Source organism: Spirosoma pollinicola (assembly GCF_002831565.1).
In the GTDB taxonomy this organism is placed as follows: domain Bacteria; phylum Bacteroidota; class Bacteroidia; order Cytophagales; family Spirosomataceae; genus Spirosoma; species Spirosoma pollinicola.
In genome coordinates, this window is the sequence record NZ_CP025096.1 from 727,663 (window position 1) to 742,013 (window position 14,351).

A 14,351-nucleotide genomic window follows, 5' to 3' on the forward strand; every position below is an offset into this window, starting at 1 on the left:
AATTCAGTGAATTTGGGGCTGACTGCATTTTCCTTATATGTTCACGTAGTTACCGCCAACCGCCACCCAAAGCCCGGTACGTATTAACCTGGGCATTTAGTTGCTGCACTCTGGTATCGATCAGTTCCATTCTGGCTTCCAGCACATCGCGCTGGGTGAGCAGAACTTCCATATAATCGGCTCTGGCAGAGGTAAATAACTTGAGCGATATACCGGTCGACTGCGTCAATGCCTGTACCTGGTTGTTTTTCTGGACGTACTTTTGACTCAGGTTATCCATGTTAGACAACTGATTGGCCACCTCGATATACGCATTCAGCACCGTTTTTTCGTAGTTATAAACAGCCTGTATTTGCTTTGAATTGGCGCTTTTATAGGCTGCCGTGATAGCATTCTTATTAACCACCGGCCCGGCAATACCCCCTAACAGCGAAGCAGCCAATGATTCAGGCGCGTTTAGCAGATACAGCGGATTGTAAGACATGAATCCTAAAAAGGCCGAGATATTAAGCGAAGGGTAAAAATTTGCCCTGGCCACGATTACATCCAGTTTGGCAGCTTCCAGGTTTAATTCAGCCTGTTTAATGTCTGGCCGATTCGCTAATAACTGCGTTGGCAGACCTGGGTTAACTTTAGTAGGGGTTAACTCGCCAAAACCCTGCGAATTCCGTTGGACATGTTGCGGGAACCGACCCACCAGAAAGTTAATCCGGTTTTCCGTTTCAACAATACGCTGCTGAATTTCAAATTGAAGACTTTGCGTTTTGTATACTTCGGCCTCAAACCGGCGAACGGCCAGTTCGGTTACTTTGGCGGCCTCTTTCTCCTGCTTTGTAATATTCAGGGCGTTATTCAGTATGACAATATTATTCTGAATAATACTCAGTTGGTTATCATACGCCATCAACTCGTAATAGTTAGTGGCGATTTCGGCGACCAGATTCGTAACCTGGAAGTTTTTTCCTTCAATAGAGGCCAGATAACTGTATACAGCTGATTTTTTAGAGTTCCGCAGCTTGCGCCAGATATCCACCTCCCAACTGACAGTTGGACCAAAATACAGATTTGGCAAAATAGTAGGTGTTTTTACACCCGGTCTTATTTCCGTGTAATCATCAGCGGCTCCCTGGCTGGTGTAACGCGACACCTTGTCGATCCCAGCCCCCCCGCCAAGACTAACGAAGGGTTTATAGGCCCCCGCTCTGGCTAACACCTCATTATTGGAAACCTGAATTTCCTGTAACGTGATATTCAGCTCCTGGTTGTTATACAAAGCCGAGTCAATAAGGGTAGCCAGATTGGAATCGGTAAAATAGGCCCTCCAGGTAGCTTGTGCCGAGTTTGTTGAGTCCTGCGAGTTGTAGAAACTCACAGGGACTGATTTATTCTCTGTTTTCTGAACCAGGCGCGGCACGTTGCAGGCGGCATTAAGCCCCACCATCAGCGTGATACCAGCCCAATTAATGATTTTTCTATTGCTCATCGACTTCAATTTCTTCTGGTTGTGGAAAAATATCAACTGAGTGAACCAGATTTTCGGTTAGCGAATCAGCTTCTTCGTCTTTAATCATCTTCCGACCATCTGCCAGACTACCAAATATGTAGTACAGTCCGGGGATGATGATGACCCCGAAAATGGTACCGAACAACATACCACCCATGGCAGAGGCACCAATGGTACGGTTACCGATAGCGCCTGCACCCGATGCACTGATCAACGGAATCAGACCGGCCACGAAGGCGAACGAGGTCATCAGGATCGGACGGAAACGAACTCTGGCCCCTTCAATAGCTGCATTCAGGATCGTATCACCCTGTTGTCGCTTTTGAACGGCAAACTCCACGATCAGTACGGCATTTTTACCCAACAGACCTACCAGCATAATAAGACCGATCTGGGCATAGATGTTGTTTTCCAGCCCCATCAGCTTCAGTAGCAGGAACGACCCGAATATCCCAACCGGTAACGAGAACACTACGGCCAGCGGAATGATGAAACTTTCGTACTGGGCGGCAAGCACCATGTAAACGAAGGCCAACACGATCAGGAACACATACAGCGATTCGTTTCCGCGAATGGATTCGTCATACGACAAGCCTTCGAAAGCGATATCGTAACCTCTTGGCAGAGTTTTTTTGGCAACTTCCCGGATGGCCTGAATAGCATCTGCCGTCGTATATCCTTTAGCCGGTAGGCCCTGAATAGCCGCTGAGTTGTACAAATTGAATCGGGTAATTTCGTTTGGTCCCTGTCCTTTTTTAAGCCTCATGAAGGCCGAATAAGGCACCATTTCTCCCGCGTCGTTTTTAACAAACAGCTTTAGAAGATCAGATGGGAGCCTCCTGAATTTAGGATCGGCCTGCACATACACTTTAAAAAACTGGTTATACTTTGTGAACCCCTGTTCGTAAGTACTACCAATCATGATGTTCAGGTTATCCATCGCTTTCCCGATAGACACGCCTTTTTGCATGGCCAGGTTATTGTCGATCTCCAGTTCGTATTGCGGATAGTTCGCGGCAAAGAAGGTAAACAAGCCGGTTAGCTCTTTACGTTTGCCCAAATTTTGCATGAACTCCTTGTTGATCTTATCGAACTCACGGTAGTCCGTATCGGTCGTTTTGTCCAGCAAGCGCATGGAAAAACCGCCCGATGTACCAAAGCCTGGGATAGCCGGTGGTTCGAAAAATTCAACGACCGCGCCAAGACCTCTCGTTTTTCCTTCCAGTTCTTCCATGATCTCCTTCACGTTCTTGTCACGATCTCCCCAGGGCTTGAGGTTGATCAGACACGTACCGGCATTGGACCCACGACCTTCGGTCATGATCTCGTAACCAGCCAGAGAAGATACCGATTCGATACCCGGAACTTCTTCGCAAATTTTCTGAAGCCGTCGGGAAACCTCGTTCGTTTTTTCGAGGGTAGAGCCCGGTGGCGTCTGGATGATGGCGTAAATCGTACTCTGATCTTCGTTCGGAATAAAGCCTGCCGGTAAAATTTTATTCACCAGTACTATTCCCGCGCAAAAGCCAATTAAGATGGCGAACGTAACAAATCGACGGCTGACAATTAATTTCAACAAGCCCACATACCAGCCGGTCATTGTATCGAAACCCTGGTTGAACTTATCCAGCGTTCGGGTTAATACGTTTTTCTTTGGCGGATGTCCATTATGATTTTTCAGCAACATGGCGCACAAAACAGGCGTCAGTGTCAGGGCGATCAGGGCCGAAATCACAATGGAGCTAGCCATCGTAATCGAGAACTGGCGATAGAATGTACCAACCGGTCCCGACATGAAGGAAATCGGCAGGAACACCGATACCATCACCAGGGTAATGGCGATAATGGCCCCGCTAATCTCACCAAGCACTTTTCGAACCGCATTAAACGGGGTTATATGCGGCTCCTCTTCCATTTTGGCATGGACGGCCTCCACCACCACAATCGCATCATCGACCACAATACCAATGGCCAGCACCAGGGCAAAGAGCGTAATTAAGTTGATGGAGAGCCCAAACGCCTGGATGACAAAGAACGCTCCGACCAGCGATACCGGAACCGCGAGAATCGGAATGAGCGTAGAACGCCAGTCGCCCAGAAAGATGAATACAACGAAGGCTACCAGAAAAAACGCATCCCGCAACGTATCAATTACCTGCTCGATCGAGGCATCCAGGAAGTTAGAAACGTCATAGCTGATCTTATAATCAACCCCCGGAGGAAAGGAAGTTTTCATAACTTCCAGCTTCTTCTTCACCTCTTCAATAACATCGCTGGCATTACTGCCGTAGTTCTGCCGCAAGACAATAGCCGCCGACGGGTGACCATCCAGATTAGAATAAATATCAAAGAACTCACTACCCAGTTCCACTCGGGCTATGTCCCTTAAGTGGATGCTTTCCCCTTGTGCATTAGCCCGGATAATGATTCCTTCATACTCTTCCGGTTTGTTGTACCGGCCTTTATACGTAAGCACATATTCCAGCGATTGGGCTGCTATTCCGGAACTTTGACCGATCCGGCCTGGTCGACCAATGATACTCTGCTCGCCAACGGCAGTCATCACTTCCTCCACGGAGATGTTGTAGGCCCGCATGCGTTCAGGGTCCAACCAAAGACGCATAGCATATCGCCGACTACCTAATATTTGCGCTCTGGCTATTCCTTTTGTCCGTTGGATTTCGGGGATCATTTTAACCGTAGCGTAGTTGAACAGGAATTTTTCGTCAATACTCTTTTGCTCGGAGTACAAGTTGACGTACATCAACATACTGGGCTGTACAGGCGAAATGATAACCCCTTCTCGCTGAACCAGTTCAGGCAAAAGCGGCATAACCTGATCCACCCTTGTTTTTACCCGGATAACGGCAACATTGGGGTCGGTACCCGGTTCAAAAATAATACGGAGGGTGGCTTCACCGGCACTTGTAGCATCGGTGGCAATATACCGCATATCCTGAACGCCATTGATGGCCTGTTCCAGCGTAATAAGCGTAGATTTTACTAGTACATCGGCACTGGCTCCGGGATAAGCAATGAATATATTTACCGTCGTCGGAGCAATATCGGGAAACTGCGATATAGGTAACTTTGTGATAGCCAGTACCCCGATAAAGACAATCATGACCGATATCACGATAGCGAATACAGGTCTGCGTATGAATTTACTGAACATATCTTAATTGAAATGAATAATGAATGACTTAAAATGAATTAAAAATGTAGAATGAAGAATGCATAATACATGAAGCGAAATGCATGTATGATAAATAAGAGACTGATTTACAGAGTAAAACTATTATTCACTCTACATTCTACAATATTCATTCTACACTCTCCATTATTCATTCTTTTACTCAGCGTATAGCCCTAAATTCGAGATAACAGAATCAGGTTTTGCGAACTTGTAATGTATTTTTTCGTTTTCACGCACCTGACGTAAGCCTTCCAGCAAGATCTTGTCATCTTTAGTCAGACCGGAGCGAACAACGAAAATGTGCGGCATCTCTGCGGCTATCGTTATTTCTCTTGATCTTATCTTGTTATCCTTGTCCACTATGTAGACATACTTCTTTTCAAGCACCTCGAACGTGGCTTTTTGAGGAATAATCAGGGCGTTCTTAAGCGGCAATGTCATTTGAATATTGCCCGTTTCGCCGTGCCGTAATAGTCCGCTTGGATTTGGAAAAGTGGCCCGGAACGCAATGTTCCCCGTTTCGTTGTTGAAATCGGCTTCAATAGTTTGAACTACACCCGGATGGCCATAAACCCGCTGATTGGCCATGAGCAGGTTTACGCTACTCATGTTTTCTTCCTGCATATGGGTTTTGTAATTCAGGTACTCAGCTTCTGGCACGTTGAAATACACCCACATTTTACTGTTGTCGGAGAGCGTGGTCAACAAGTCGCCTTCATTAACAAGGCTTCCCAACCGGACCTGAAAGTGGTCCATGATCCCGTCGAAGGGCGCTCTTACCTCTGTGAAGCCAAGGTGTATCTGAGCAACAGATACTTCTGCTTTTGCTTTATCCAGCTTGGCTTTGGCCAGAGCTAATTCGTTTTTCGAAACGATATTACTATCGGCCAGTAATTTTGTGTTTTTGAATTCGACGTCAACGTAATTGGCTTCGGCCTGGGCTTTCAGTAGTTCAGCCTGATACTGTATAGGCAGAATTTGAAACATAAGCTGCCCTTTTTTGACGTACTGCCCTTCGTCCACGAAAATTTTCTGCAGATACCCCTTTTCCAGTGCTCTTATTTCGATGTGCTGGATAGACCGAATTTGAGATACGTAATCATTTGTGATTGTGGTATCTTTTTTCAGTGGGCTGGTCACCAAATAGTTGACTTCTTCTTCCTTCTCTTCTTGTTTTTCAGCACAGCTTGTCAGGCCTAAGATGGCGCACAAGCTTACGAGCATCAGCAATCTATTCATAACTATCCTATTTTTTATACGAAACCAATTTGGGCGGTATGCCATAAATCACGCTTAATTTATACTCAGGTTATTGGCGCCTTCGTCGCATTGAAGAAGGCCTTGCTGGTCAGAAAGAAGTCGAAGAGCTTAGTCGCCAATGGGCTTAGGATTTATTAATACAAAGGTATTTTACCCATAGGCGGGGTACATTAAAAAAAACTTAAGGACCGATTAGAAATTCTTTAAACAATTAGATTTATAGGATAATACCGGGGATTATACATGTTTTCGCAAATTTCATATCATTTACATTGTACTATTTTAACAATAAATTGTTAAAAGATCAGTCTTAATAAGGCCAAATTAAAGGCCCATGAAATCAATATTAAAAGTGGATTAGAACTTTTTAATAGGTTTAAATGAAAGGCTTAAGTTGAGTAATTTGGCAGTGCTTAAACGTTATGATCATGCGAATTTTAATTGTTGATGAAGATATAAAACTGGCATACTCTCTAAAACACAGCCTTAAAGAGTATGGCTTTAGAGTATCCATAGCGCTGGATGGGGCCACCGCTCGTAAGCAGGTCGAGTTTGGTGGTGTCAATCTGGTTATACTGGAAACTAATTTGTCAGATATGAGCGGCTATGAGCTATGTCGTGACATCCGCGCTCATAATCATCAGCTCCCAATAATTATCCTTACCACTTACGGAACGATTGAACATAAACTGGCCGGTTTTGACGCCGGGTCGGATGACTATATTGTCAAGCCTTTTGAGTTCAGGGAGTTGCTGGTCCGGATTAAAGCTAGTATCAAGCGCAGTTATCAATCCTATGAGCCTGGTTTAGGTGAGTCAACACTGTTAACAATGGCCGACTTAACACTGGATTTACGAACAAAGACTGTAAATCGGGCCGGTAATAAACAGATCAGTGTGACACCCCGTGAGTTTGCTATTCTGGAGTATTTCTTGCGCAATCAGGGAACGGTACTGAGCCGCGAAGAAATCGCAGAGAATGTATGGGATATGCCTATCGATGCAGGTGCCAATCTGCTTAATGTATATATTAATTCGTTACGTAAAAAAATTGACAAGGATCACGATATAAAACTAATTCACACCAGAAAGGGAATTGGTTTTGTAATGAAAGAATATACAAATGTCTGAATTTTTACTGGTCTACAGTCTGTGTGAAAAAATCCCTAAACTATTCACGCAGGAATAAAAGTAAATTTTATCCACAGAGGCACAAAGGGCACAGAGATCTAATAATCCGATAGTCGACTATCGGATTATTAGATCTCTGTGCCCTTTGTGCCTCTGTGGATAAAATTTTACTTAGCGCCCTAATTTAACACGTTGACTCGGTGAGCCAAGCAAATCCTATTTAAGATGATGCATTACACTAAGTAAGGCACTTGAGATTGTTATAGCTTGATTTTCGGGAAGTGTGCTATAGTCTACGTAGAACTCTCCCAGAAGGCGATTCTGCCTAAAGTTTAAGTAACTGCTTATTGACAGTTAAATTACCTGTTTCACCAATTACTTGATAATCAAATTCATCGCATTGATTTTCTCATCAAAAGAATAGTTAGTAAAAGAACTAAACAATTTTTAAACCAATATAATAAATTTTAAATACATAAATATACCATTAAATTGAAAAATAGGTAGATAATTTGTTATAATTTTACAGTTTAAGTAACAAACCCTTCACCGTAACCTGTATGATTAAAAGTCTATTTTCTATTCTACTGATAGCTTTTTTCTTACCCAGCTATGGGCAACGAGTCCTTGTCGGGAAGTTTGAGGCAGAGAGTTTTATAGCCAAACAGGGCGTAAGTACAGAAATAACAGCCGATACTGATGGAGGTATGGATGTTGGCTGGATTGCCGACAACGGCTGGATGGATTATGCCGTTCAGGCCCCAGTTGCCGGGTACTATACATTCAACTTTCGGCTGGCAAACGGCTTTAGCGATAATGCCACGCTACAGTTGAGAGCGGCCAACGGAACCGTATTCGCCCAGATTCTTGTGCCGCGCACGGGGGGTATGCAGAGCTGGAAAACTGTAGGCGTAACCGCCTTGCTTCCTGCCGGTACGCAGACCCTCCGATTGTTTGCTCTGAAAGGCGTTTTTAGTATCAACTGGTTCAATGTGCGGGGACCCAAAGCATTGCCGGGCCGGATTCAGGCAGAAGACTATGACGCTATTAACGATGTTCGCCCCGAAACCACGCTCGATATTGACGGTGGGCAGGATATGGGCAATATCGACGATGGCGATTGGCTGGACTTTAATGTTAACCTTGCCACGGCAGGCACATATACAGTCAATTTTCGAGTGGCCAACAACTACGGCAACGGACTGATCGAGTTCAGAAATTCCGCCGGTGCCACGCTGGGTCAGGTAGGCATTCCCCGAACATATGGCTGGCAAAACTGGACAACGGTTAGCCTGACAACCAATCTGTCAGCGGGAAACCAGTTGTTGCGGATAGTTGCCGTCCGAGGTGCGTTTAACTTCAACTGGTTCGAAGTTGTACGGCCCGCTCCTCCATTGCCTAAACCAGTTCTCACGTTTGCGGATTTAGCTGCTAAAACGGCGGGCGATGCCTCATTCAATCTGGCAGCTACAAGTACAAACACTCAAACGCCCATTACGTTTACCTCATCCAATCCACAGATTGTTTCGGTTTCGAACACCAATGGGGTATGGAAAGCAACGCCCCTTGCGGTGGGCTCGGCTACAATTACGGCCTCGCAGGTGGCCAGCACAACCTATGCAGCCGCCGACAATGTGACCCGTACGCAGGTTGTTCAGGCCGTTCCCTCTGTGGTGCTGGGCAGCAAAATTACCCTCGACCCCAAGCGGTGGTATCAGCTAACGAATGCCACCTACGGTCTGGATCAACTGTTTGATGGGGTAACCAACGTAAATGTTCTGACGGGCTGGGGAAAAGTGCTGGACAACTATGACGCCTATTACCCCCTGCTCAACGGCGAAAAAATGACCCTAGAAAGCATTAAGTTCTTCGACTTCGAGGGTATTTTCAAAGATAAACCAATGACCCTGTCGGTCATTACCGATACGTGGCAGCGAATTCCTATTGCGACCTTCACCGGGGAGATTTATAACGGCTGGGTAGGCCCTTATCCCGGCCGTACACTGGCAGGAAATGCGTTGTTTAAACTGGATGCTTCGGTTTCCAATATCCGGTATCTGGTATTGACCATCCAGAGCGGTATGCCCACAGAAATGGAGTTGTATGGCTCCTATACCCCTCCTACCGCAGTAGCAACGCCCATTCCGAAAAAAGCCATTAAGCTACGGGATATGTTCGGAGTCAACGCCTTCGAGTGGAATTTTGAGGATGGAAATTCGCCCTGGCAGATCAATGAGCCGAAGATGAACATGGTCAAAAGCTTTGCCGGTATTCGGCATTATATGGATTGGAGCAAACTCGAATCAGCGCCGGGTGTGTATTCCTATAATCCAACTATTTCGGGTGGCTGGGATTACGATGCGATGTACCAGCGGTGCAAAGACGCCAATATAGATGTTCTGGCCTGCCTGAAAACACTACCTACGTATATGGTCGACACTTATCCCACCGATCAGCGAGATTACGAGAATGTGCCGGTTCGATACGGGAAAGATTTCGCCAATCCGCTGTCATATATCGAACAGGCCAAAGTCGGTTTTCAGTATGCAGCCCGTTATGGCCGAAACACCGCCGTAAACCCGGCTTTATTGAGCGTTAACCAGACACCCCGATGGACAAACGACCGGGTCAATACCATTAAAATCGGTCTGGGATTAATCAAGTATATCGAATGTGATAACGAACGCGACAAGTGGTGGAAAGGCCGCAAAGGCTACCAGACGGCCCGGGAGTACGCAGCCAATTTATCGGCGTTTTACGATGGCCATAAAAATACAATGGGACCGGGCGTTGGGGTGAGAAATGCCGATCCCACCATGAAAGTTGTGATTGCAGGCCTGGTAAGCGGCCCGGAATATGTGCGGGCTATGATCGACTGGTGCAGGGAATTTCGGGGGTATAAGCCTGATGGCACCGTTAATTTATGCTGGGACATCATTAACTTTCACATATATGTAACAGACGATGCCAGTCTGTCGCAAACAGGCTCGGCAACCCGGGGTGCAGCCCCGGAGGTAACAACGGACAATTTGAGACTAACGTCGTTCGTACAAATGGCCCACGATTATGCCTATGATATGCCCGTCTGGATTACCGAAGCAGGCTATGACGTGGCACAGACCAGCCCGTTAAAAGCCATTCCGATTGGTACCAAAACGGCCTTGCAAACCCAGGGCGACTGGATTTTACGCATGTGCCTGTTTAGTGCCCGCTTAGGCATAGAAAAGCTGTTTTATTATGAGATGTATGACGACAATTCGGCTGGTGGTCGCTTTGGTTCATCCGGTTTGGTTGAGTCAAGTCCAACGCTGGCCCGCCGACCCGCTGCCGATTATATGTATCAAACCGCGAAACTGTTTGGCGACTATGTGTACAAGGAAACGATTAATAAGGACCCCATTGTTGATCGTTATGAAGCCAATGGCAAGTCAGTTTATGCCATCGTAGTCCCTGATGAGAAAGGCCGAACAGCCCCTTATACCCTCAGCTTACCGACAGGATCAACCGCCCGAATCTACCGCCCGAAATCGGGTGCTGATGACATGGCTGTGGAAGAGGTGCCCATTTCAGGTGGTAAAATCACCCTCACCGCAACAGAAACACCCCTGTTTGTTATGGCTGTACCGGTTTCAGGAGCGCGCGAAGCCACTGAACTCCCTGAAAGTGCAGAAAACCCAAGCCTGCACACAGCCCTAACCGTTTATCCTAACCCGGCGTCGAACAGTTTTACGGTTACCGTCAATAATAAGAGTTTGGCCGATCTGGAGTTGACGCTCTTCGATGCGAACTTGGGTAGGCTGCATAAGCAATTAACTATCCAGAAAAACGATCAGATTATGTCACATTCCGTCGACCTGTCTGAGTTGCCAATGGGGACCTATATCATTGAATTTAAACAGGGAATGGAACGTGAATTCCGTAAACTGGTGAAGGAGAACTAGCGTTCCTTCGAATAGCCCTTCTCAGACTCCTTTTTTCAACCACCTGCTATTCTATTACAATAAGGTTTTTTAACCACAGAGACACAAAGAGCACAGAGGTTTTAGGGTGAAGAGTAACCCCTGAATCTCTGTGCTCTTTGTGTCTCTGTGGTTAAAACAGTTTAGTTAGGTAGAACACTATCGAAACTTCAAATTGGCTCATGCAGGCAAAATTAAATTCTGCAAGATGGGTCAATCGTCCGATTCGCTGGAAATTGGCGTATATTTCTCTAGGGAAATTGTTCTGATATGAAGCTGTGTACGTTAATTTTTCTATTCGCTGGCATTGCCACCTGTCTATTTGGGCAAACAGGTAAACTTTCGGGTCGCGTACTCGATGCGAAGACGCTACAGCCACTCCCCTTCACCAACGTGTACATAAACAATACAACCATTGGTACGTCGGCCAATGCATCCGGTGAATTTACGCTGGTTAACCTGCCCGTTGGCACCACCGAAATCGTCTTCTCATTTCTTGGCTATATTCCGCAAAAGCAAAAGATTATTGTAAGTGAAAAGACCATTAGTACAATCACTATTCAGCTAACTCCTGATGCGCAACAGGTATCAGAAGTACAGGTAAAAGCGGGTCGGGATAAAGCCTGGGAAAAACAACTTAGGCGTTTCGAGCGGGTTTTTCTGGGCAATACGTCCAGTTGCAAAATTCTTAATTCGTGGGTATTGAATTTTACAGAAGAAGCTAATTCCATTACGGCCAACGCATCGCTTCCGCTGGAAATTGAAAACCGTCTGCTAGGCTATAAACTCTTCTTCCAATTGAAAAAATTTGGCTCCTCCAGCACTGGTTTTTTCATTGTAGGTGATGTACGGTTCACAGAATTAGAAACCGCCGATGCATCAACAGCTTTAAGCTGGACGAAAAATCGGGAACAGGCTTATCGTGGGTCTGTAAAGCATTTAATGAAATCAATACTCGATAAACAAATAGCCAGACAGGGTTTTTCAGTATATCGGGATAAAATAAACGGAAAACTCCATAACACGAACTTTACTATTGATCTTCAGCAAAACCTTATTCCTTATGATACAACGGCCATCGTTACGGCCAGTTCAAGCGTAAATGAATACCGAATTTCCATGAAAGAAAAAATGGAAGTGATTTATACAAATGACTTTACGCAAACCAGTTTTTATACAGACTTGCCCAATCCTGTTAGCTGGCTCGATGCAACAAATGGCTATGTGCTGGTCAACAAAGAAGGCACCCTGCTCAACCCAACCCAGGTCATCATAGCGGGCACGATGGCCGATGCTCGTGTTGCCAGTATGCTGCCGCTCGATTACAAACCGGGTAGCCGAATCGTTATCCAGTCTCCAACCAGCTTATTGGCAAAAAAGCTACAGGAAAAAGTATACCTGCACACCGACAAGCCCTATTACTACCCTGGCGACAATATCTGGTTCAGTGCCTACATGACCTACCGAACGCCCGGTTTGATGGATACACTTAGTAAAGTACTTTATGTAGACTTAATTAACGTGTCTCGAAAAACGAGCAAGCAACTTATCCTTAAACTCGATAGCGGAAGGTCGGCCAGTGCGTTCAAACTACCCACAACAATAGCCCCCGGTAATTATATTCTGAGAGCCTATACGCAGTGGATGAGAAACTACGGAATAGACCAGTTTTTTTATAAACCAATTAGCATTCTACCGCTTGATCAGGGTGTCGTTTCCACTTCGTCTAAAGCTATTTCAGATGCTGTACTAAAAATTTCATTTGATAAAGATATTTATAAAAAAAGAGACAAAGTAAATATGGTTTTCAGCCTTGATTCAACTGAGCAAACTGATATAATGAAAGGCACTTTTTCGGTATCGGTAGTTGATGAAACAGTCGCCAGCCCGTTCGGCGAATCAACATCCATAAAAAGCAATTTTGAATTACCTGATTTATCGCAAAACACACCCCCTCAACTCAACTTTCCTATCGAAACCGGCATTACCATTCAGGGTGTTTACCAGGATAAAAAAGGGAAAGGAAAGAAAACAACATTCACGTTACTACCCGAAAATCTTGGCGGTATTTATCCGGTAACTACAGGATCTGTTGGCCAATTCTCATTGACAAATTTATCCATCTACGATAGTACAAAATTTGTTGTTCAGCCAGCAGATGGCAAGATTCGACTATTCGGGAATGATGTACCCGAATTACCCGAAAACTTACCGGCATTTTCGTTACCGCAGACACCCCTAAAAACACCCCATGTTGTTTATTCACTGGACAGCCTTCAGGCAAAAATACTGGAGGCCGTTACGGTATCGGCAAAGAAAATAGTCAAGTATGAAAGTTCGTATGGGCAACCCGACCAGATAATTACAGGAGAAAGCATAGAAAGTTATGCTACCATTGCCGAAGCCATTGCGGCTAAATTGCCTTCGTATAAACTAATTTATGATCAAACGAACTGGTATCTGATCTGGGCCAGAGCCAGTGTGCCAACCAGCACCGATATACGCACTGGCTCTTCGCTGGCTTCGCATGAGCCTACTTTGTATGTCAATAATGTACTGGTAGTTGGGGAAACCACAGGCGACAGGCTGATGCAGTTAAACCCAAGTCTCATCGACCATATAGAATTGAACGGAATGATAACGTCCAATCAGGGGGCAAACGGCTCAAGCGGCCTTATCAATGTATTCACCAAACGAACTTCAGAAGTCAATTCGAAGCCCTTATCGGTCCTAAAAGTTCGGGGATTCGATCGTGAAGTGCCCTTCATTTCTGTCAATTATGAGCGTTTGACACCTACTACCGACATCCAGGATTATCGCTCAACATTATACTGGAATCCCCGTATTAATCTAACCTCTACCCTGCCTTCTGCTGCGCTTTCCTTTTTCACATCCGACCAGACAGGCACTTACCGCGTGGTTGTAGAGGGTATTACCAACAAAGGTAATGCGATCCGATCAGAGGCCAGAATCAGTGTAATAAACTGACTAGCAGAGCATTGAAAAAAAAGCTCAGCTCTTTCTATTTCCAGCGTTGAACCATCTGTACCTTAGGCATGAACGCGGTATGTCCAACGCTTTTGCCATGTCAGCAACAGGTCGCGCCCGAAACCTGCTTCGGAGGGCAGGGCACAGTACCGTAGCTACAAAATACACAGCAATCGCCGTTAATAGGCCTGAGAACGCTATGACAGGATTGGCACTCATAGAAATACATACAGGCGTCTGTGGGCATATTTTCTGTATGGCTGGCTTTGCAAACCGGACAGGTAAGGATAGAGCTAGTAAGAATTGTGCTCATT

At 45.5% G+C, this 14,351-nt stretch carries 7 protein-coding genes; 3 read left to right on the forward strand and 4 right to left on the reverse strand.

The annotated features are described in order from the left end of the window. Positions 1-49: 49 nt before the first annotated feature. From CWM47_RS03095 to CWM47_RS03105, 3 genes are all read right to left on the reverse strand, one after another. Positions 50-1,483, reverse strand: a complete 1,434-nt coding sequence (locus tag CWM47_RS03095) for a TolC family protein (protein ID WP_100986312.1) — start codon at positions 1,481-1,483, stop codon at positions 50-52. Beyond that, complete coding sequence (locus CWM47_RS03100; protein WP_100986313.1) at positions 1,473-4,679, reverse strand: efflux RND transporter permease subunit; 3,207 nt, start codon at positions 4,677-4,679, stop codon at positions 1,473-1,475. Before CWM47_RS03100 ends, CWM47_RS03095 begins: the two co-directional genes overlap by 11 nt. A 177-nt stretch (positions 4,680-4,856) precedes the next feature. After that, positions 4,857-5,939: an efflux RND transporter periplasmic adaptor subunit gene (locus tag CWM47_RS03105; RefSeq protein ID WP_100986314.1), complete on the reverse strand. Its 1,083-nt coding sequence runs from the start codon at positions 5,937-5,939 to the stop codon at positions 4,857-4,859. A 449-nt stretch (positions 5,940-6,388) separates the two neighbouring features. On the opposite strand from CWM47_RS03105, the gene CWM47_RS03110 reads away from it, so the two are divergent. From CWM47_RS03110 to CWM47_RS03120, 3 genes are all read left to right on the forward strand, one after another. Further along, a complete protein-coding gene (locus CWM47_RS03110) occupies positions 6,389-7,090 on the forward strand; it encodes a response regulator transcription factor (RefSeq protein ID WP_100993711.1) in 702 nt (233 codons plus the stop codon). A gap of 560 nt (positions 7,091-7,650) precedes the next feature. Then, on the forward strand, positions 7,651-11,031 hold the full coding sequence (locus CWM47_RS03115) for a carbohydrate-binding protein (protein WP_100986315.1): 3,381 nt from the start codon (positions 7,651-7,653) through the stop codon (positions 11,029-11,031). A gap of 288 nt (positions 11,032-11,319) precedes the next feature. Then, entirely contained in the window at positions 11,320-14,037 is a 2,718-nt protein-coding gene (locus CWM47_RS03120) for a carboxypeptidase-like regulatory domain-containing protein (protein WP_100986316.1), read from the forward strand. Positions 14,038-14,137: 100 nt separating this feature from the next. Here the strand turns inward: CWM47_RS03120 and CWM47_RS39060 are convergent, their stop codons facing one another. Next, positions 14,138-14,350: a GDCCVxC domain-containing (seleno)protein gene (locus CWM47_RS39060; protein WP_100986317.1), complete on the reverse strand. Its 213-nt coding sequence runs from the start codon at positions 14,348-14,350 to the stop codon at positions 14,138-14,140. Position 14,351 lies beyond the last annotated feature (1 nt).